This window comes from Streptomyces sp. NBC_00249, assembly GCF_026342355.1.
In the GTDB taxonomy this organism is placed as follows: domain Bacteria; phylum Actinomycetota; class Actinomycetes; order Streptomycetales; family Streptomycetaceae; genus Streptomyces.
This window is the reverse complement of sequence record NZ_JAPEMV010000001.1, coordinates 1,428,019-1,447,558: the sequence shown is the minus strand read 5'-3', so window position 1 is coordinate 1,447,558 and position 19,540 is coordinate 1,428,019. Positions and strand designations below refer to the sequence as shown.

General features: G+C 73.5%; 17 protein-coding genes. 12 read left to right on the top strand and 5 right to left on the bottom strand.

Annotated elements, in window-relative coordinates:
• Positions 1 to 13 precede the first annotated feature (13 nt).
• On the bottom strand, positions 14 to 1,591 hold the full coding sequence (locus OOK31_RS06465; RefSeq protein WP_267011355.1) for an alpha/beta fold hydrolase: 1,578 nt from the start codon (positions 1,589 to 1,591) through the stop codon (positions 14 to 16).
• Positions 1,592 to 1,718: 127 nt separating this feature from the next.
• Positions 1,719 to 2,888, bottom strand: coding sequence for an Ig-like domain-containing protein (locus OOK31_RS06460; RefSeq protein ID WP_267011850.1), 1,170 nt, complete (start codon positions 2,886 to 2,888; stop codon positions 1,719 to 1,721).
• A 374-nt stretch (positions 2,889 to 3,262) separates the two neighbouring features.
• On the opposite strand from OOK31_RS06460, the gene murJ reads away from it, so the two are divergent.
• From murJ to OOK31_RS06435, 5 genes are read left to right on the top strand one after another with little or no spacing between them, the layout of a single operon-like run.
• Positions 3,263 to 4,972 (top strand): murein biosynthesis integral membrane protein MurJ, encoded by a 1,710-nt coding sequence (gene murJ / locus OOK31_RS06455; RefSeq protein WP_267011354.1) that lies wholly within the window; start codon positions 3,263 to 3,265, stop codon positions 4,970 to 4,972.
• A gap of 43 nt (positions 4,973 to 5,015) precedes the next feature.
• Positions 5,016 to 5,696, top strand: coding sequence for a response regulator transcription factor (locus OOK31_RS06450; RefSeq protein ID WP_267011353.1), 681 nt, complete (start codon positions 5,016 to 5,018; stop codon positions 5,694 to 5,696).
• 14 nt (positions 5,697 to 5,710) lie between these two features.
• On the top strand, positions 5,711 to 7,165 hold the full coding sequence (locus OOK31_RS06445; protein WP_267011352.1) for a HAMP domain-containing sensor histidine kinase: 1,455 nt from the start codon (positions 5,711 to 5,713) through the stop codon (positions 7,163 to 7,165).
• The gene (locus OOK31_RS06440; protein ID WP_267011351.1) at positions 7,162 to 7,671 is read left to right on the top strand and encodes a hypothetical protein; all 510 of its coding nucleotides are present in this window, start codon (positions 7,162 to 7,164) and stop codon (positions 7,669 to 7,671) included. The genes OOK31_RS06445 and OOK31_RS06440 overlap by 4 nt, the downstream gene beginning before the upstream one ends.
• 39 nt (positions 7,672 to 7,710) lie before the next feature.
• Positions 7,711 to 8,991 (top strand): cytochrome P450, encoded by a 1,281-nt coding sequence (locus OOK31_RS06435; protein WP_267011350.1) that lies wholly within the window; start codon positions 7,711 to 7,713, stop codon positions 8,989 to 8,991.
• Here the strand turns inward: OOK31_RS06435 and OOK31_RS06430 are convergent.
• Positions 8,951 to 9,679, bottom strand: a complete 729-nt coding sequence (locus OOK31_RS06430) for a hypothetical protein (RefSeq protein ID WP_267011349.1) — start codon at positions 9,677 to 9,679, stop codon at positions 8,951 to 8,953. The genes OOK31_RS06435 and OOK31_RS06430 overlap by 41 nt on opposite strands.
• A gap of 297 nt (positions 9,680 to 9,976) precedes the next feature.
• Here OOK31_RS06430 and ggt point away from each other — a divergent pair, with 297 nt between their 5' ends.
• On the top strand, positions 9,977 to 11,785 hold the full coding sequence (gene ggt / locus OOK31_RS06425) for a gamma-glutamyltransferase (RefSeq protein WP_267011348.1): 1,809 nt from the start codon (positions 9,977 to 9,979) through the stop codon (positions 11,783 to 11,785).
• Between the two features lie 15 nt (positions 11,786 to 11,800).
• Here the strand turns inward: ggt and map are convergent, their stop codons facing one another.
• On the bottom strand, positions 11,801 to 12,568 hold the full coding sequence (gene map / locus OOK31_RS06420) for a type I methionyl aminopeptidase (RefSeq protein ID WP_267011347.1): 768 nt from the start codon (positions 12,566 to 12,568) through the stop codon (positions 11,801 to 11,803).
• Positions 12,569 to 12,632: 64 nt separating this feature from the next.
• Between map and OOK31_RS06415 the strand changes: the two genes are divergently transcribed.
• Positions 12,633 to 12,884, top strand: coding sequence for a helix-turn-helix domain-containing protein (locus OOK31_RS06415; protein ID WP_267011346.1), 252 nt, complete (start codon positions 12,633 to 12,635; stop codon positions 12,882 to 12,884).
• A 13-nt stretch (positions 12,885 to 12,897) separates the two neighbouring features.
• On the opposite strand, the gene OOK31_RS06410 is transcribed toward OOK31_RS06415, so the two are convergent.
• Positions 12,898 to 13,134: a hypothetical protein gene (locus OOK31_RS06410; protein WP_267011345.1), complete on the bottom strand. Its 237-nt coding sequence runs from the start codon at positions 13,132 to 13,134 to the stop codon at positions 12,898 to 12,900.
• A gap of 438 nt (positions 13,135 to 13,572) precedes the next feature.
• Between OOK31_RS06410 and OOK31_RS06405 the strand changes: the two genes are divergently transcribed.
• The 5 genes from OOK31_RS06405 to hydA all read left to right on the top strand — a co-directional run bounded on the left by OOK31_RS06405 (position 13,573) and on the right by hydA (position 19,517).
• Positions 13,573 to 13,758 (top strand): hypothetical protein, encoded by a 186-nt coding sequence (locus OOK31_RS06405; protein ID WP_267011344.1) that lies wholly within the window; start codon positions 13,573 to 13,575, stop codon positions 13,756 to 13,758.
• A 332-nt stretch (positions 13,759 to 14,090) separates the two neighbouring features.
• On the top strand, positions 14,091 to 15,797 hold the full coding sequence (locus tag OOK31_RS06400; RefSeq protein WP_267011343.1) for a hypothetical protein: 1,707 nt from the start codon (positions 14,091 to 14,093) through the stop codon (positions 15,795 to 15,797).
• Between the two features lie 167 nt (positions 15,798 to 15,964).
• Positions 15,965 to 16,807, top strand: a complete 843-nt coding sequence (locus OOK31_RS06395; RefSeq protein ID WP_267011342.1) for a nitrilase-related carbon-nitrogen hydrolase — start codon at positions 15,965 to 15,967, stop codon at positions 16,805 to 16,807.
• Positions 16,804 to 18,099, top strand: coding sequence for an aspartate aminotransferase family protein (locus OOK31_RS06390; RefSeq protein ID WP_267011341.1), 1,296 nt, complete (start codon positions 16,804 to 16,806; stop codon positions 18,097 to 18,099). The genes OOK31_RS06395 and OOK31_RS06390 overlap by 4 nt, the downstream gene beginning before the upstream one ends.
• A gap of 17 nt (positions 18,100 to 18,116) precedes the next feature.
• Positions 18,117 to 19,517 (top strand): dihydropyrimidinase, encoded by a 1,401-nt coding sequence (gene hydA, locus OOK31_RS06385; protein ID WP_267011340.1) that lies wholly within the window; start codon positions 18,117 to 18,119, stop codon positions 19,515 to 19,517.
• The last annotated feature ends 23 nt before the right edge of the window (positions 19,518 to 19,540 follow it).

The following is a 19,540-nucleotide window of genomic DNA, read 5'->3' as shown; positions in this document are numbered from 1 at the left end:
CAGCGGCCGTGGATCACTGCTCGCGCAGCGGCACCGAGACGTACGAGGGATCGGTGCGCGGCGAGGAGAAGGTCAGCTGCGCGCCGGTGGGGTTGTGCTCGATGTAGAGCGGGTCGACCGTGTCCACGACCAGGGCGAGCCGGTGGCCCTCGGGCACGTCGTAGGCGGTGGAGAAGAGGTCCAGGTCCACCCCGAACGACTGCCCGGGGGTCTTGCCGTGGAAGGTCTGCGGGGCGCTGGTGACCAGCTTGCCGATGCCGAGCGGGCCGACGTCGTAGAGGTAGGCGACGAAGGTGCCGTCGCCCTTGGTGGGGGTGACGGTGGTGTGCAGGCGTACGGTGCCGCGGACGCGGCGCTCCTCCTCGTAGCGGCCGGACTGCCAGACGGCGGCGAAAGCGCGGGGGAGGAGGGGGATCGAGGCCATGGGCGGGGCCTTGGCGAGCTGGTCGAGGATGCTGGAGAGGAAGACCGTGCCGCCGTTCGCGCCGGAGTCGACGTTCGCGAAGACGTGCTCGCTGTCGGTGAGGGCGATCCTCTCGGTGCCCGCGGCGCCGACCGACTTCCAGTCGGCGTACCCCTCGTAGCCTTCGGTGCTACGGGACTTGAGCTGGACCGGGGCCTCGGTGTCGACCCCGTTGCGCTCGCCCTTGAGGTAGCGGTCGAACCAGCGGTGGGCGTTGGTCCAGGTGTCGTTGGGCAGGCCGAACAGGCCGGTGGCCTCGGCGGTGGCGTGGTCGCCCGGGCGGAACTCCAGGCGCTTGGGGCCGGTCAGCTTCTCGAAGAACGAGGCGTACTGGTTGGGCGGGAAGATGGTGTCGCCCCAGGCGTTGCCCATCATGATCGCGGGGCCGTTGGCGTTGATCCGGTCCACCTGTTCGGAGGCGGAGCGCTTCCTGCCCCACTCGATCATCGCCTGTTCCCTGTCCAGCTTCGAGCCGAGGAAATCCCCGAGGATCTGCTGGAGTTCGGGGCCCGGGCGGCCCGTGAGGTAGCCGGCGGCGCCGAGCACCCCGGCGGCCTGGAGGTGCTGGGTGCGCCCGGAGTAGATGGACTCGATCAGGTCGGCCCAGCCGCTGAGCGCGACCACGGCCTTGACGCGCGGGTCGCGGGCGGAGGCCAGCAGGCTGATGCCCGCCCCGTACGAGACGCCGCCGAGGCCGATGTGCGAGGCGTCGGCGGGGGTGTGGGCCAGCGCCCAGTCGATGACGGCGGAGACGTCCGCGGTGTCGGCGGGGCCCGCCGTCTCGATCTGGCCACCGGAGAGCCAGAAGCCGCGGGAGGTGTAACTGACCACGACGTAGCCGGAGTCGGCGAGCTGCTTCGCCTGGGCGATGTATTCGATCTGCGGCATGCCCCAGCTCGTGGGGAGCACGATCAGCGGGTACGTCCGGCCGCTCGTGGCGCCCGCCGGGGTGAAGACGTTGCCCTTGAGGGTGATGCCGCCGGAGCCGGGGATGTCGTGGAAGGTCAGCTGCGCCGACGAGGCGGGGGCGGCGGCGGGGGCCGCCTGGGCCTGGTGGGGGGCCAGGCCCAGGGCGGTCGCGGCCAGGAGGGCTGCCGTGGCTGCTGCGGTGGGGGTGCGGAGTGCCATGTGTCGCTCCTCGCGTGCGCCGTTTCGAAGTGAACCGACGTTAACCGGAGGGGCTTACCTAAGGTAACCCACGAGTAAGTTACGTACTGGTAACAATTGACCGATAGTCAGCACCCCGGGGCCGGGCTCAGCCGTTCTGCCCGCCGCCGGCCGTGGCGCTCTTGGCCTTCCACTGGTCCCAGGACAGGTTCCACTCGCCGTAGCCGTTGCCGAGGTCGGCGTTGCCCTTGGAGCCGCTGCCGACGACCTCGAAGGGGTCCCCGGCCTGCACGGACTCGTAGAAGGACTTGGCGTTGGCGTCGCTCATGCCCACGCAGCCGGAACTGGTGTTGGCGCTGCCGAAGTTGGCCGAGTTCCACGGCGCGGCGTGCGCGTACATGCCCGACCAGGTCAGCCGCATCGAGTAGTCGACCATCTTGTCGTAGGCGTCGCCGAGGCCCACCGTCTGGGAATCCATCCGGATGGTGCCCTCCTTCGCCATCAGCACCATCTTTCCGGACCAGGAGGCCTTCTTGCCGCCCGGAGTTCCGGCCGAGACCGGGATCGTCCGCACGGTCCGGCCGTCCTCGGTCACCGACATCTTCTTGGTGTCGAGGCTGACCTCCATCCGGCGGTCCTTGCCGATCTTGAACTCGGTGTTGTAGTCACGGGCGAAGAGCCCGCCGCCCGTACCGGAGTCCACGCCGTTCAGGTTCATCTCGACCTTGACGTCGGTGCCGGACTTCCAGTACTCCTTCGGCCGCCAGTCCACCCGGTCCTTGCCCGAGTAGTCGGTGATCCAGCCCCAGGAGCCCTCGGTGTCGTTCGAGGTGGTGACCTTCAGCTGCTTCTCGACCTCGGCCTTGTTCTTCACCGGGTTGTCGAAGACCAGGGAGACGGGCATCGCGACGCCCACCGTGCTGCCCTTGGGGATGTTGATCGAGACCTTGTTCACCTTGTCCGCGGCGGAGGTCTTGAACTGGGTGTTCGCGCTCCGGCTCGCCGTGTCCTGCGCCTCCACCTTGTAGTCGGTGCCCGGCGAGGCGTTGCGCTCGGAGGTCCAGTCCTTTCCGTCGGCGGATATGCGGCCCGGCAGTTCCCCGCCCTTGCCGTCCGTCACCTTCACCTGGGCGAGCTTCCCGTCGGCGACGGTCACCTTGACCGGCTCGCCGGCCTTCACCTGGTCACCCGTGAGGTTCACCGATATCGCCATCGCGGCCTGCTGCCCCGGGTCCGCCTTGGAATCCCCGCCCGCGTTCCCGCCCGAACCGCCCCCGCAGGCGGTCAGTGCGGCGGCCAGCAGGGCGGTGCCCGCCACCACGGCGTGGCGGCCGCGGCCCGGAAGGGCCTGACGGCGCGAAAGTGAGGTACGGCGTGTGCGGCTCAACGAAAACCCCTCCGAAGTAAAGATCGTCCGTGAACAAGGAGTGAACGGGGCGCCGCAAGGTTGCGGATTCAGCAGAAAATATGGTCATTTTTTCCCCGGATCCCCTCCGGCCGCCCGTCCGGCCCGGGACGCGGGACCTTCGGCCCCCGGCAAGGGCCGGACGGCCCTACCGGACGGGCGAGGGGTCCGGTTCCGAAGCGGGTACGCTCCACACTTCGACCTCGACGAACGGCCGTTCGGGCCGCCGTGGCGCAAGCCCGCCACCGGCGGGGGCCGTCGAGACGCTCAGTGAATGGGAGACCCCGATGCACGCCACCGACACCAGGACGGCCGGCACGCCGGGCGGCGACGGGGCCGCACCGCCGTCCGCCCCCGCCGCCGCCCCCGGGCCGGCCAAGGGCGGCTCCGTCCTGCGCAGCGGCGCGCTCATGGCCGCCGGCTCCGTCGTCTCCCGCGCGACCGGCTTCGTCCGCTCCGCCGTGGTCGTCGCCGCCCTCGGCACCGGCTTCCTCGGCGACAGCTACGCCGTCGCCAACACCGTTCCCAACATCATCTACATGCTGCTCGTCGGCGGCGCCCTCAACGCCGTCTTCGTCCCGGAGCTGATGCGGGCCGCCAAACAGCACGAGGACGGCGGCGCCGCCTACACCGACCGGCTGCTCACCGCCTGCACCCTCGCGCTCGTGCTGCTCACGGCCGTCGCGGTGCTCGCCGCACCCCAGATCATCGGGACGTACACCGACTACAGCGGCGCCCGGATGGACACCACCGTCGCCCTGGCCCGCTTCTGCCTCCCGCAGATCCTCTTCTACGGCCTGTTCACCCTGCTCGGGCAAGTGCTCAACGCCCGGGGCCGGTTCGGCGCCATGATGTGGACCCCCGTCCTCAACAACCTCGTCATCATCAGCGTCTTCGGGCTCTTCATCGGGCTCTCCCACAGCTCCCCCGACGGCCTCACCGCCGCCGACACCCGGCTGCTCGGACTGGGCACCACCGCCGGCATCGTCCTCCAGGCCCTCGCCCTGATCCCCTCGCTGCGCGCCGCCCGCTTCCGCTGGCGCCCCCGCTTCGACTGGCGCGGCAGCGGCCTCGCCCGCCCGCTGCGCAACGCCGGCTGGCTGGTCCTGCTCGTCCTCACCAACCAGTTCGCCTACTGGGTCGTCACCCGCTTCTCCACCGCCACCGGACGCCTCGCGACGGAGGCGGGCCTCGCGGCCGACGTCGGCTACGCCGCCTACACCAACGCCTACCAGCTGTGGATCGTCCCCCAGGGCATCATCACCGTCTCCCTGGTCACCGCCCTGATGCCCCGGATGAGCGCCGCCGCCTCCGACGGCGACCTCGGCGCCGTCCGCAAGGACGTCTCCTACGCCCTGCGCTCCAGCGCCGCCCTCGTCGTCCCCGCCGCCGCGCTGTTCGCCGTGCTCGCGCCCTGGCTGATGGACTGCGTCGCCGGCTACGGCAAGGTCACCCCCGCCGGGGTCGAGGTCATGGCCGGCATGCTCATCGCCTTCGCGCCCGGCCTCGTCGCCTACTCCGCCCAGTACGTGCTCTCCCGCGGCTTCTACGCCCTCTCCGACACCCGGACCCCCTTCTTCCTGAACCTGGTCGTCGTCGCCTGCAACGCCGGCCTGTCCTACGCCGCCTACCAGCTGCTGCCGCTGCGCTGGGTCGTGACCGGCATGGCCGCCGCCACCACCGTCGCCTTCACGGCCGGCGCCGCCGTGACCGCGTACGCCCTCGCCCGCAGGCTCGGCCCGCGCCGGCCGGCCCGCGGAGCCGGCGCCACGGCCCTGGGCACCCACCTGAGGCTGCTCGTCGCCTGCCTGCCCGCGGCCGCCGCCGCGTACGCGGCAGCCCGCGCCGCCGACGGCCTCGGATCCTTCGCCGCGGCCGGGGCGGGAACCGCCGTCCTCGCGCTGGTCGTCGTACTCCTCGCCAGGCCGCTGCGTCTGACGGAGATCACCGACCTGCTGGACTCCCTGCGCCGCAAGACAGGCCGTAAGACCGGCTGAAAGCGGGAGGAAAGCGTATGAAACACCTTGGGATACTGACCGGATGCCACGCGTACTGCTGATCGAGGACGACCCTTCCATCCGCGAGGGGGTGGGCCTGGGCCTGCGCCGCCGCGGACACGAGGTGAGCGCCGCCGGGACCGGCGAGGAGGGCCTGACCCTGATGGGGACCTTCCACCCCGATCTGGTCCTGCTCGACCTCATGCTGCCGGGGATCAACGGCGTCCAGGTCTGCCGCCGGATCCGCGAGAGCAGCGAAGTCCCGATCATCATGCTCACCGCGCGCGGCGACGACCTCGACATCGTCGTCGGCCTGGAGGCCGGCGCCGACGACTACATCGTCAAACCCGCCCGCACCGAGGTCATCGAAGCCCGCGTCAAGGCCGTGCTGCGCCGCCTGCTCGACCCCGTGGGCCGCCCCGAGGTCGAGCAGCACGGCGCGCTCGCCGTCGACCGCGCCGGGCTGACCGTCGCCAAGGACGGCGAACGCGTCCCCCTCGCCCCGAGCGAGATCAAACTGCTCCTGCACCTGTCCGCCTCGCCCGAGCGGGTCTTCTCCCGGCAGCAGCTCCTGGAGTACGTGTGGGAGCACAGCTACCACGCCGACGCCCGGCTCGTGGACGCCTGCGTCCGCCGGCTGCGCAACAAGATCGAGGACCCCGGGAGCAGCCCCCGCTACATACAGACCGTGCGGGGCTTCGGCTACCGCTTCGGACCGCTGTAAGGGGGGCACCGGCCGTGCGAAACCTGGCGCCGCTCGGACTGCGCACCCGCCTCATCGCGGCGTTCCTGCTGGTCGCGGTGATCTCCGCCGTCAGCACGGCCGCCCTCACCTACCAGCAGGCCCGCACCGCGATCCTCACCCAGAGCCAGGACACCGCCGTCAGCACCCTGCGCGACCAGCTGGAGAACCAGGCCCTGACCCTGCCGATGGACCAGCAGCAGCTCCAGCGCGTCGTCAACGAGATCGGCAAGCGCGGCAAACCCCACCCCTGGACGGTGTTCGGCGAGTACGGCAGCCTGCGCGCCTCCTCCAACACCACCCCCGCCACCTCCGCGATCCTCACCGACACCCTGCGCCGCCAGGTCGCCGCCCACCCCCACGGAGCCTTCCAGCGCGTCGAGGACAGCCACGGCGAGCCCTACCTGACCGTCGCCATGCCCGCCGTGTTCACCCACCACGGGTCCCGGGCGGCGACCGGAGCCGTCCTCTACGCCGTCATGCCGCTCGGCGGCGAGCAGCAGACCGTCGACGCCATGGTCCAGGCCGCCCGGCAGGGCGCCGTCCCCGGCCTCGCCATCGCCGTCGTCCCCGCCCTGCTCGCCGCGCGCAGCGTCCTGCGGCCCGTACGGGACATGCGGCGCGCCGCCCAGCGCCTCGGCCGCGGCCGCCTCGACACCCGGATCGAGGTCCGGGGCCGCGACGAACTCTCCGGCCTCGCCCGGACCTTCAACGAGACCGCCGGCGCCCTGGAGGAATCCGTCGCCGAACTGCGCGAGGCCGAGACCCGGGCCCGCCGCTTCGCCTCCGACGTCTCCCACGAACTGCGCACCCCGCTCGCCGGGATGCTCGCCGTCACCGAGGTCCTCGACGAGGACGCCGAACACCTCGACCCCGACACCGCCAAGGCCCTGCGCCTGATCAGCACCGAGACCGGGAAACTCGCCGTCCTCGTCGAGGACCTGATGGAGATCTCCCGCTTCGACGCACGCGCCGCCGAACTCAACCTCGACGACGTGGACATCGCCGAGGCCGTGGGCAAGACCCTCGAACGCCGCCACTGGGACGACGGCCGGGTGACCACCGAACTCCCGGACGCGGTCCGCGCCCGGCTCGACCCGCGCCGCTTCGACGTGGTCCTCGCCAACCTCGTCGGCAACGCCCTGCGCCACGGCGGCGCCCCCGTACGGGTCCGCGTACGCACCGCTCCGGGCGCTCCCGGCGGGGGCGGCGAACGGCTGCAGGTGGAGGTCTCCGACAGCGGCCCCGGCATCGCCCCCGAGGTGCTCCCGCACATCTTCGAACGCTTCTACAAGGCCGACGCCGCCCGCACCCGCTCCGCCGGCAGCGGACTCGGACTCGCCATCACCCTGGAGAACGTCCGGCTGCACGGCGGCACCCTGAGCGCCTCCAACGCCCCCGGCGGGGGAGCCGTGTTCCGCCTCGACATGCCCCTGGAGGCCGGCGCGTGACCCGGACCCGGCCCGCGGCGGCGGGCGTCGCGGCGGCGGCGGTCCTGCTCGGCCCGCTGCCGCTCACCGCCTGCGGGATCAAGCCCACCGGTGTCGTCGAGAGCGGCGCCGCCGCACGGGTCGTGGTCCCCGCGCGGCCCGGCACCCCGATGGCCTACTACGTGGACCCCGACGGCCGGCTCGTCCCCGCAACCCTCGCCGGGGAACCGCCCGCCACCCCCCGCACCGCCCTGGTGCGCCTGCTGCTGGGCCCCGGCCGCACCGAGCAGGAGGCGGGCTTCGGCACCCGGCTGCCCCGGACCGAACCCCAGGAGGCCGCGGCGGTCGGCGTCGCCTTCACCGCCCACGACCGGATCGAGATCCGCGTCCCCTTCGGCGTGGCCGGCCTGGAACCGCTCGCCCGCAGCCAGCTCGTGTGCAGCGCCCTGTCCTCCGTCGACGCGCGCTACACGGCGGTCCTCCGCGGCCCGGACACCACCCTCGACCCCGCGCACTGCGACGCATAGGCCTTGCGCGGGCCGCGCCGTGCCGCCACCGTGTGGACCATGGAACGCGCCGCCGCCGATGCCCTCGATGCCTCCGCCGTGCCCGACGTCTTCGACCCGCGCGTCTACGCCGCCGGCGTCCCGCACGAGCGGTACCGGCTGCTGCGCGACCGCCACCCCGTGGCCTGGCAGGACGAGCCGGAGATCCAGGGCTGGCCCGCCGGCCCCGGCTTCTGGGCCGTCACCCGCCACGCCGACGTCGTCCGCGTCCTGCGCGACCACACCACGTACTCCTCCTGCCTCGGCGCCACCCAGATCCGCGACCCCGACCCGGCCGACCTGCCCTTCCTGCGCCGCACCATGCTCAACCAGGATCCCCCCGGCCACGGCAGGCTGCGCCGCCTGGTCTCCCGGGCCTTCACCCCCGCCCGGGTCGACGCCTTCGCCGGGCGGGTGCGCGAGCGCGCCCGTACCCTGCTGGCCGCGGCCCGTGACGGCGCCGCGGACGGAGCCGCCGACCTGGTCGGCGCCGTCACCGACGAGTACGCCCTGCTGAACCTCACCGACCTGCTGGGCGTTCCCGCCGCCGACCGGGGCCTGCTGCTGGAGTGGACGGTGCGGATCATCGGCTACCAGGACCCCGAGGACGCCCCCGCGCCGCGCCTCGGTCCGGACGGCAAGCCGCTCAACCCGCGCTCCCCGGCCCTGCTCGGCGAGATGTTCGCGTACGCCCGCGAACTGGCCGCCCACAAACGGGCCCACCCCGGCGACGACGTGATGACCGCCCTCGCGCTGGCCGGACTGGAGCCGGCCGAGCTGGAGATGTTCTTCTTCCTGCTGACCGTCGCGGGCAACGACACCGTCCGCAGCGCCGCCCCCGGCGGCCTGCTCGCCCTCGCCCGCCAGCCCGACGCCTACCGGCGGATCGCCGACGGCAGCGCCCCCGTGGCGACGGCCGTCGAGGAACTCCTGCGCGTCCACCCCCCGGTGCTGAGCTTCCGCCGCACCGCCGCCCGCGCCACCGAACTCGCCGGACAGCCGATCGCCGCCGGGGACAAGGTGGTCGTCTTCCACGCCTCCGCCAACCACGACGAACGCGTCTTCACCGACCCGGACCGGCTCGACCCCGCCCGCTCCCCGAACCCGCACGTCTCCTTCGGCGACGGCCCCCACGTCTGCCTGGGCGCCCACTTCGCCCGGCTCCAGCTGCGCACCCTCCACGAGGAGTGGCGTGCGGCCATGCCCCCGCCCGAACTGGCGGGGGAGCCCCGCGGGCTGGTGTCCAACTTCATCAACGGGATCACGCGGCTGCCGCTACGGGTGTCCGGGCCGCCGCGGTGACGTCCGCCACCAGCTCCGTCACATCGGGCCCGTACGCATCGGAGTTGACCACCTTCAGGACGACGCAGAACGACTCGTCGCGGTAGGTGCGGGCCAGCGGGACGTGGTGCCGGGCGAGATAACGGGCGGCGGCCTGGTTGCTGTTGGCGGTCTGCCCGGACAGCAGGAACACCGGCCGGGAGCCCCGCCCGGCCGTCAGCCGCGCCAACAGCACGTACTCGACGAGGCCCGGCACCCACCGGTACGTCTCGCCGCCGACATGGATGGCCCCCCGGTCCGGATCGCCGGCTTCGAGGCCGATGACGACGCGCACCCCCGGCAGCATGGAGGTCAGGTGCGCGGTCGTCCGGACGTTGGAGGCCGGCCCGCCGACGCAGAACTCGGCCCGCTCACCGAAGCCCTGGCGGGCCCCCTCGTGGGTGACGACCTGCACGGTGGCCCCGCAGTCCTTGATCAGTGCGGATATCTCCAGCAGGGCGAAGGCGTCGTTGCGGTGCAGGGAGGAGTCCTTCCCGCCCATCTGGCGGTTGACCACGAACAGACAGTCGGACCCGGTCGGCAGCCCGAAGAAGGCCTGCTTGCGGCGCAGCGCGCGCCGCCAGAGGTAGGTCCGGGAGAACCAGCCGATCCCGCCGCTGCACGCGGTGGCCACCACCCCGAGCACGATGTTGCGCACGTCGTCGTTCATGCGCGGGATGCTAGTGCTGTGACCGGAAAAGTTCACCGGGTCGCGACGCCCGGCACGGCACCTCGCCGCGTTGTCGGACCGCGCAAGTACGTCCAGTACGAGCCGCGGTCCTCCGCCTTGCGATGTACCGCACCGGACGCCGCGCCCCGGCAAACCTTCCCGGCCACAGCACTAGGGCATCCGATCGAGAGGGTCACCAGCCGGTGCCGAGACCCTGAACCGCACTGCTGCGCCGACGCCCTGACGGGACGTGGGGGCGGCCGCTAGGCTCGGCGGACGCTGCCACTGGAGGTTCGGATGCACCGTCGCGCCGCCCGTACGTTACCGCTGCTGGCCGTCGTGGCCGCACTCGTCTCGACCGGGGCCGCCGCCCCGCCTGCGGCCCCGGCCGCGCCGGCCGCGCCGCCCAAGGTCCCCGTCGCCGCCGGGTACGGCGGGGCCGTCGCGAGCGTCGACGCGGACGCCTCCGCCGTCGGTATCGAGGTCCTGCGCTCCGGCGGCAACGCCGTGGACGCCGCCGTCGCCACCGCGGCCGCGCTCGGGGTGACCGAGCCGTACTCGGCCGGGATCGGCGGGGGCGGCTACTTCGTCTACTACGACGCCAAGTCCCGCCGGGTGCAGACCGTCGACGGCCGTGAGACCGCGCCCGCGAGCGCCACCGCCGGGCTGTTCCAGGAGAACGGCGTCCCGATCCCCTTCGCCGAGGGCCAGACCAGCGGCCGCGGCGTCGGCGTCCCCGGCACCCCCGCCACCTGGAAGACCGCCCTCGACGCCTGGGGCACCCGGCCGCTGGGCCGGCTCCTGCGCCCCGCCGAGAAGCTCGCCCGTGACGGCTTCACCGTCGACAGCACCTTCCGCGCGCAGACCGAGGCCAACCAGGACCGCTTCAAGGACTTCCCCGACACCCGCAGGCTGTTCCTGCCGGGCGGGCAACTCCCCGTCGTCGGCTCCACCTTCAAGAACCCGGACCTCGCCGCCACGTACGCCGAACTCGGCCGCAAGGGCGCCGGAGCCCTCTACCGGGGCCCGATCGCCGAGGACATCGTCCGCACGGTCCGCAAGCCCCCCGTCGACCCGGCCGCCACCCGCAACGTCCGCTCCGGTGACCTCACCGCCGCCGACCTGCGCGCCTACGAGACCAAGCGGCAGGCCCCGACGCAGGTCAGCTACCGGGGCCTGGACGTGTACAGCATGGCCCCCTCCTCCTCCGGCGGCACCACCGTCGGCGAGGCGCTGAACATCCTGGAGCGCACCGACCTCTCGAAGCTCTCGGAGTCCCAGTACCTGCACCGGTTCATCGAGGCCTCCCGGATCTCCTTCGCGGACCGGGGCCGGTGGGTCGGTGACCCGGCCGCCGAGTCCGTCCCGACGCGCGAGCTGCTCTCGCAGCGGTTCGCGGACAGCCGCGCCTGCCTGATCGAGCCGGACCGGGCCCTGACCAGCCCGCTGGCCCCCGGCGACCCGCGCCACCCCGCCCCCTGCGCCACCACGGGGCAGGCCGCCCCGACCACCTACGAGGGGGAGAACACCACCCACCTGACGGTCGCCGACCGCTGGGGCAACGTGGTGTCCTACACCCTGACCATCGAGTCCACGGGCGGCAGCGCCATCACCGTCCCGGGGCGCGGGTTCCTGCTCAACAACGAGCTGACGGACTTCTCCTTCGCCCCGGCCGCGCCCGGGGTCCCCGACCCGAACCTGCCCGGTCCGGGCAAGCGCCCGCGGTCCTCCATGTCCCCGACGATCGTCCTGGAGGACGGCCGTCCGGTCCTGGCCGTCGGCTCCCCGGGCGGCGCCACCATCATCACCACCGTCCTGCAGACCCTGCTGGGGCACCTGGACCGGGGCCTGCCGCTGGTCGACGCCATCGCGGCCCCGCGCGCGAGCCAGCGCAACCAGACCACCACCGAGCTGGAGCCGGGCCTGTGGAACAGCGCGCTGCGCGGTGAACTGGAGGCCCTGGGGCAGGGCTTCCGGCAGAACCCCGAGATCGGCGCCGCCACCGGGGTCCAGCGCCTGCCGGACGGCCGCTGGCTGGCGGCGGCGGAGACCAGCCGCCGGGGCGGGGGCTCGGCGATGGTGGTCCACCCGCACGGAAAGCCGTAGCGCCCGGGCGGTGATCTAGAGGGCGGTGAGGATCCTGGGGCCCTCGGCGGTGATCGCGACCGTGTGCTCGGCGTGGGCGGCGCGGGAGCCGTCGACGGTGCGCAGGGTCCAGCCGTCGGGGTCGCAGGTGTAGTCGTCGGTGCCGCCGGCGATCAGCATCGGCTCGATCGCGAGGACCATGCCGGGGCGCAGCTTCATGCCGCGTCCCGGCGGGCCCTCGTTGGGGACGCCCGGGTCCTCGTGCATGCTGCGGCCCACGCCGTGGCCGCCGAAGCCGTCCGGGATGCCGTACCCGGCGGTGCGGCAGACGGTGCCGATGGCGTGGGCGATGTCGCCGATCCGGTTGCCGGGGACGGCCGCCGCGATCCCGGCGGCGAGGGCCGCCTCGGCGGTCTCGATGAGCCGCAGGTCGGCGGGGCGCGCCCGGCCGACGGTGAAGCTGACGGCCGCGTCCCCGACCCAGCCGGCGAGCTTCGCCCCGCAGTCGACGCTGACCAGGTCGCCGTCGCGCAGCCGGTAGTCGTCCGGGATGCCGTGCACGATCGCGTCGTTGACGGAGACGCACACCACCGCAGGGAAGGGCACCGGCGCGAACTGCGGCCGGTAGCCGAGGAAGGGCGAGCCCGCCCCGGCCTCGCGCAGCACCGCGCGGGCCACCCCGTCCATGTCCCGCAGGGAGACCCCCACCCGCGCGTGTTCCCGTACGGCTGCCAGGGCGTGGGCGACCACCCGGCCGGCCGCACGCATCTCGTCGATCGCTTCGTCCGTCTTCAGCTTCACCATGCCAATAACTATACCGGTATAACTGTAACGGGATAGTTATTGGGTTCCGGGGTAGGATGGAGGCATGGTCCGTACTCCCCTGACACCCGAAGAGCGCGAGCGGGGCGAGCGCCTGGGCGCGCTGCTGCGCGAGGCGCGCGCAGGCCGCAGCATGGTCGAGGTCGCGGCCAGCGCGGGCCTCTCCGCCGAGACCCTCCGTAAGATCGAGACCGGGCGGGCACCCACCCCGGCCTTCTTCACGGTCGCCGCCCTCGCCGAGGCCCTCGGCCTCTCCCTGGACGACGTCATACGCCGCTGCGCGCTCGTACCGGTCTGACCGAGGGCGCGCCTCAGCCGCCGCACCCGATCGGCACCGGATCCTCGCGCGGCGGCTCCTCGTAGCGCGGGCAGCCGCACGGCCCGGCCGCGGTGCAGTCCCCGGCGCTGTGCTGCGCCCGGGAGTGGCCGCATGCCCCGCAGGCGTCCGGCGCGTCGTCGCCCGACACGGCCTCCGCCAGGAGCAGCAGGGCGAACGCCGCCAGGGGCGCGCTGACGAACGCCACGAGGAACCAGTCGCCCACGGTCACAGCCGCGCCCGCCTCAGCCCCCGCACGGCCCGTGGTCCGGCTGCAGCCGCTCCCACCAGGACGCGCACCGGCACCGGCCGAACGGCGATCCGCACTCCGCGCACTTCGAGGACCCCTCCGCTCCGCGTCCCTCCCCGGGCCGGAACGCCCCGCACGGGCAGGGGAACGGCGCGGTGCCGCCCAGGCACCGTGCGGGCGAGGGCGCGTGCTCGCCCTGCGCGTGAGGGCAGTCGGCGCACGGGCGTCCCAACAGCCCACTCATAGGGCCACCTTCCGACAGGGAGGCGAAAACCCGAACATCGTACCGGCCGGGGCGAACCCCGGAACAGGCCCCGACGGCCCAGCGGTTCCGCCCACCCCGGGAGTGTCGGGCGGCCGATCGGCGCAACCGGCGGTGGGACGGCGGCAATCCGGGGCACAGGTGATCCCGTGTCAGCCATGAACGCAACGCAACGCCTCGGCCTCGCCACACTCGGCGCCCTCCTGGCCGGCGGCCTCCTCCTCGCAGCCTGCACCGTCCCCGACGACCCCCACCCCCACGAGGGGGACGCGCGCGACGCGACCCCGCACCACCCCGGCTCGCCGCGGGCCGCACCCGCTTCCGGTACGCCGGACAGGGGCTGAGGCGCCTCCCCGGCCGGGCAGGGCTCAGGTCCGTACGGCGCAAGCATTGTCTGGCGCGGATCACGGACGGATGACGGGAAAATTACGTCCGATGTCGGGCCGTCTCACGGAGCGGAACGCGGGCAGGGCCTGCATGAACTCTGGCATTCACGATTGGTGTGCGGTGAATGGCCTGATGCAGGGGCCCGTCGGACGCCTTTCGGGGGCCCCGGGCGGAGGGAGCGCGAGACTCGACACGCCCGCAGCGGCGGTAGGGGACCGGTCGCGGGATCGCCGTCAAGCTTTGAGGCTCCCGTAGCCCGCCCGTAACACGGGTGGGATGCAATGCCGGAATGGAGACGCCGACTGCGCTGGTGATCGGGCAACTCACGGACTACTTGCGGGGTTTGACGCAAAGACTCGATCCGGGCGCGGGCTGGTACGGGGAGTTCCTGCGCCGGGACCCGGACGGCATGCGGGCCTGCCTGGAGGGGGCCGCGGTGCCGCCGTGGGACGTGGTGGAGTCGCTGCTCGGGGACCTCGCGGGGGAGCGGGACGCGGTGGCCCGGGAGGCGGCCTACGCGGCCGGGCTGCGGGCGGCCGCGGTCGCCGCGTGGGACGCGATGCCGGGCGGGGCGCAGGAGCTGCGGACCCTGCTCCCCGCCGCCGCCGAGCAGCGGGCCCGGTCCCAGGAGGCGCTGCGGAGCCTGACCGCCCGGCTGGGCGGCGTGGGCGACCCGGCGGAGGCGGCCGCGCTGAACCGGGAGCTGGCCTGGATCCGGGACGACGCCGCCCGCGCGGGCGCCCGGCACGCGGACCTGACGGCCCGGCTGAGCGCCCTGCCGCTGCCGCTGCCGGAACCGCCGTCGAGGCCGCCACTGGAGCCGCCGTCGCAGTGGCGGCCGGATCCGGAGCCCGCGCAGCCGCCGCTGCCCGGGGTCCCGCGCCAGCGGGAGGCGCCGGCCGGGCGGGCCGAGGGCCGGTGGCTGCGCGGCGCCCGCCGGCGCGCCGGGGGAGCCCGGTACGCGGGCGCCCCCGAAGCCCCCGCCCCCGCGGCGCCCCCCGCCACGACCCCCCTCCCCGTCCCCCGAGGCGCCCGCTTCCCCCACCCGGCCCCGGAAGCCACCCCCGCCCCGCCGCCGGGATCCGAAACCCCCACGGACGCACTTCCCGGGCCCTGGACGGCCCCGCCCGCCGACGGAGGCCCGCGGGCGGGCGCCGGGCCGGGGCCGGAGGGCGTCGGCGGTGCCGCGTCCGCCGCGCCCCGGGAGGCCACTGCCGCAGGCCCCGGGCCCGGCGGCCCCGCCTGGCACCCGGCGTGGCAGGGCGCGGGTGCGGATGCCGAACGGGCCGACGACGTCGGATGGTTCGGCGGAGGCGGCCCGGAAGCGGCTGCCGGCCCGGGGGCCGGGTACGAGGCCGTGACCGGCGTCGGGGGTTCCGCCGGCTGGGGAGCGGGGTGGCAGGACGCGCCCGACCGGCCCGGCGGAGGCGGCCCCGATGGGGGTGCCGTGCCGGGGGGTCTCCGCGGTAGCGGTACGGCGCGGGAGGCGTTCGTCGCGGTGCTGCTCGGGCTACGGGCTCAGGGGCGGAGCGGGGAGGCGCACGCGTTGCTGTGCGAGGCCGCCGCCTGGCCCGCCGACCGGCTGCCCGGCCTCGCGGACGAGCTGGCCCGCGCCGGGCTCGCCGCCGACTGGGCCACGCTGCTCTGGGAGGCGGCCTCGCTCCCGCCCGGGCGGCTCGCCGCGGCCGCCGCCGCGCTCGGGGAGGCCGGCCGGGAGGCCGACAGCGACCGGCTGCTGCGCCAGGGCGTGGCCCGCCCCGCCGCCGAGGTCGCCGACGCCGCCCTCGCCCTCGGCGGCGCCGGCCGCGACCGGGAGGCCCTCGCGCTGCTCGGCGCGTTCGTGCGCCTGCGCACCGCCGAGGAGGCCGCCGCGCTGGCCCGCCGCGACCCGCACTGGTTCGCTCCCCGACTGCTCCGCGCGGCCCGGGACCTGTCCGCGACCCGGCACCGGGACCTGGCCCACGCCCTGCGCGTGGCAGGGATCCCCGCTACCTGAAGCGCCCGCCTGCTGACCGTAATCGACCGCGTGGCGACGTAACTTGATCGACTACTCCAACCGCGCAAGGTGGTCTTGCCCCGCGCTGTGACGAGGCCTACCTTCGACTCCCTACGGACACCGTCTACGTGCGTAGAAGTCGGCGTTCCCGTCGCGAGGAGCAGCTCATGGCCCAAGTCGTCCGCGCCGCACTCGTCCAGGCCACCTGGACCGGAGACACCGAGTCGATGATCGCCAAGCACGAGGAGCACGCCCGCCGGGCGGCCGCCCAGGGCGCGCAGATCATCGGCTTCCAGGAGGTGTTCAACGCCCCCTACTTCTGCCAGGTCCAGGAGCCCGAGCACTACCGCTGGGCCGAGGCCGTCCCCGACGGCCCCACCGTCCGGCGCATGCAGGCCCTCGCCCGCGAGACCGGGATGGTGATCGTCGTCCCGGTCTTCGAGCTGGAGTCGGAGGGCTTCTACTACAACACCGCCGCCGTCATCGACGCCGACGGCAGCTACCTCGGCAAGTACCGCAAGCACCACATCCCCCAGGTCAAGGGCTTCTGGGAGAAGTACTACTTCCGCCCGGGCAACCTCGGCTGGCCGGTGTTCGACACCGCCGTCGGCAAGGTCGGCGTCTACATCTGCTACGACCGCCACTTCCCGGAGGGCTGGCGCGCGCTCGGCCTCGCAGGCGCCCAGCTGGTCTACAACCCGTCCGCCACCTCCCGCGGCCTCTCGGCGTACCTGTGGCAGCTGGAACAGCCCGCCTCCGCCGTCGCCAACGAGTACTTCGTCGCCGCCATCAACCGCGTCGGCCAGGAGGAGTACGGCGACAACGACTTCTACGGCACCAGCTACTTCGTGGACCCCCGCGGCCGGTTCGTCGGCGAGGTCGCCAGCGACAAGGAGGAGGAACTCCTCGTCCGGGACCTCGACTTCGACCTGATCAAGGAGGTCCGCGACCAGTGGGCCTTCTACCGCGACCGCCGCCCCGACGCCTACGGAGGGCTCGTACAGCCGTGACCAATCCCATCCCCCTGCACAACCGCCACGCCGCGGTCCTGCCCGACTGGCTCGCGCTCTACTACGACCGCCCCATCGAGCTCACCCACGGCGAGGGCCGCCACGTCTGGGACGCCGAAGGCAACCGCTACCTGGACTTCTTCGGCGGCATCCTCACCACCATGACCGCCCACGCCCTCCCCGAGGTCACCAAGGCCGTCGCCGAACAGGCCGGGCGGATCATCCACTCCTCGACCCTCTACCTGAACCGCCCCATGGTCGAGCTGGCGGAGCGGGTCGCGGCCCTGTCCGGCATCCCCGAAGCCCGGGTCTTCTTCACCACCTCCGGCACCGAGGCCAACGACACCGCCCTGCTGCTCGCGACCACGTACCGCCGCTCCAACCAGATCCTGGCGATGCGCAACAGCTACCACGGCCGGTCCTTCTCCACCGTCTCGATCACCGGCAACCGCAGCTGGTCCCCGACCAGCCTCTCCCCGCTCCAGACGTACTACGTCCACGGCGCCGTCCGCACCCGCGGTCCCTTCGCCCACCTCGGTGACACCGCCTTCACCGCCGCGGCCGTCGCCGACCTGGAGGACGTACTGGGCCAGGCGCGCGGTGGAGCGGCCGCCCTGATCGCCGAACCGGTGCAGGGCGTCGGCGGGTTCACCTCCCCGCCCGACGGCCTCTACGGGGCCTTCCGCGAGGTCCTCGACCGGCACGGCATCCTCTGGATCAGCGACGAGGTGCAGACCGGCTGGGGCCGCACCGGCGACCACTTCTGGGGCTGGCAGGCCCACGCCCAGAACGGCCCGCCGGACATCATCACCTTCGCCAAGGGCATCGGCAACGGCATGTCCGTCGGCGGGGTCGTGGCCCGCGCCGAGGTGATGAACTGCCTCGACTCGAACTCCATCTCCACCTTCGGCGGTTCCCCGGTCACCATGGCCGCCGGCGTCGCCAACCTCGCCTACCTCCTCGAACACGACCTCCAGGGCAACGCCCGCCGCGTCGGCGGCCTCCTCCTGGAACGGCTGCGCGCCATCGCCGCCACCGTGCCCGCCGTACGCGAGGTGCGCGGCCGGGGCCTGATGGCCGGCCTGGAGCTGACGAAGCCCGGCACCGACCAGGCCGACCCCGACGCGGCGGCCGCCGTCCTGGAAGCCGCCCGCGCGGGCGGCCTGCTGCTCGGCAAGGGCGGCGGGTACAACACCAGCGTGCTGCGGATCGCACCGCCGCTCTCCCTCACCGTCGCCGAGGCGGAAGAGGGCGCCGAGATCCTCGCCGAGGCCCTGCGCGGCCTGAACTGACCACGGGGGAGACGTACATGAGCAACCGCACCCTGATCAGCGGCGGCCTCGTCATCACGGCCGCCGACGAACTCCACGCGGACGTCCTGGTCGAGGACGGCCGGGTGGCGGCGCTCGCCGCCCACGGCTCGGCTGCGGCCGGGGCCTGGACCGCCGACCGCGTCATCGACGCGAGCGGGAAGTACGTCATCCCCGGCGGGGTCGACGCCCACACCCACATGGAACTCCCCTTCGGCGGCACCTTCGCCTCGGACACCTTCGAGACGGGCACCCGCGCCGCCGCCTGGGGAGGCACCACCACCATCGTGGACTTCGCCGTGCAGAGCAGGGGCCACTCCCTGCGCGAGGGCCTCGACACCTGGTACGCCAAGGCGGACGGCAAGTGCGCCGTCGACTACGCCTTCCACATGATCCTCTCCGACGTCAACGAACACACCCTGAAGGAGATGGACCTGCTCGTGGAGGAGGGCGTCACCTCCTTCAAGCTGTTCATGGCCTACCCCGGCGTCTTCTACAGCGACGACGGCCAGATCCTGCGCGCCATGCAGCGGGCCTCCGGCAACGGCGGGCTGATCATGATGCACGCCGAGAACGGCATCGCCATCGACGTCCTCGTCGAACAGGCCCTCGCCCGCGGCGAGACCGACCCCCGCCACCACGGGGAGGTCCGCAAGGTGCTCCTGGAGGCCGAGGCCACGCACCGGGCGATCCAGCTCGCCCGGGTGGCCGGCTCGCCCCTGTACGTGGTCCACGTCTCGGCGGAGGAGGCGGTGGCCGAGCTCGCCGCCGCCCGCGACAAGGGCCTTCCCGTCTTCGGGGAGACCTGCCCGCAGTACCTGTTCCTGTCCACCGACAACCTCGAAGAGCCCGACTTCCAGGGCGCGAAGTACGTCTGCTCCACCCCGCTGCGCCCCCGCGAGCACCAGGCGGCCCTGTGGCGGGGCCTGCGGACGAACGACCTCCAGGTGGTCTCCACCGACCACTGTCCCTTCTGCTTCCAGGGCCAGAAGGAGCTGGGCCGGGGCGACTTCTCCAAGATCCCCAACGGGCTGCCGGGGGTGGAGAACCGCATGGACCTCCTCCACCAGGCCGTTCTGGACGGGCACATCAGCCGCCGCCGCTGGATCGAGATCGCCTGCGCGAGCCCGGCCCGGATGTTCGGCCTCTACCCGCGCAAGGGCACCATCGCGCCGGGCTCCGACGCCGACATCGTCCTCTACGATCCGCACGCCGAGCAGGTCATCTCCGCCGAGACCCACCACATGAACGTGGACTACTCGGCGTACGAGGGCAAGCGGATCACCGGACGCGTCGACACGGTCCTCTCGCGCGGCGAACTCGTCGTCGACCGGCGCCAGTACACCGGCCGGGCGGGCCACGGGGCGTTCGTCCACCGCTCCACCTGCCAGTACCTGTAAGCGCAAGCGCCGCCGCACACGGC

Bases quoted from the DNA above. Each gene is read 5' to 3' on its own strand.
- OOK31_RS06465 (WP_267011355.1), bottom strand. From the start codon at position 1,591: ATGGCACTCCGCACCCCCACCGCAGCAGCCACGGCAGCCCTCCTGGCC.
- murJ (WP_267011354.1), top strand. From the start codon at position 3,263: ATGCACGCCACCGACACCAGGACGGCCGGCACGCCGGGCGGCGACGGG.
- OOK31_RS06450 (WP_267011353.1), top strand. From the start codon at position 5,016: ATGCCACGCGTACTGCTGATCGAGGACGACCCTTCCATCCGCGAGGGG.
- OOK31_RS06435 (WP_267011350.1), top strand. From the start codon at position 7,711: ATGGAACGCGCCGCCGCCGATGCCCTCGATGCCTCCGCCGTGCCCGAC.
- OOK31_RS06430 (WP_267011349.1), bottom strand. From the start codon at position 9,679: ATGAACGACGACGTGCGCAACATCGTGCTCGGGGTGGTGGCCACCGCG.
- ggt (WP_267011348.1), top strand. From the start codon at position 9,977: ATGCACCGTCGCGCCGCCCGTACGTTACCGCTGCTGGCCGTCGTGGCC.
- map (WP_267011347.1), bottom strand. From the start codon at position 12,568: ATGGTGAAGCTGAAGACGGACGAAGCGATCGACGAGATGCGTGCGGCC.
- OOK31_RS06415 (WP_267011346.1), top strand. From the start codon at position 12,633: ATGGTCCGTACTCCCCTGACACCCGAAGAGCGCGAGCGGGGCGAGCGC.
- OOK31_RS06405 (WP_267011344.1), top strand. From the start codon at position 13,573: ATGAACGCAACGCAACGCCTCGGCCTCGCCACACTCGGCGCCCTCCTG.
- OOK31_RS06400 (WP_267011343.1), top strand. From the start codon at position 14,091: ATGGAGACGCCGACTGCGCTGGTGATCGGGCAACTCACGGACTACTTG.
- OOK31_RS06395 (WP_267011342.1), top strand. From the start codon at position 15,965: ATGGCCCAAGTCGTCCGCGCCGCACTCGTCCAGGCCACCTGGACCGGA.
- hydA (WP_267011340.1), top strand. From the start codon at position 18,117: ATGAGCAACCGCACCCTGATCAGCGGCGGCCTCGTCATCACGGCCGCC.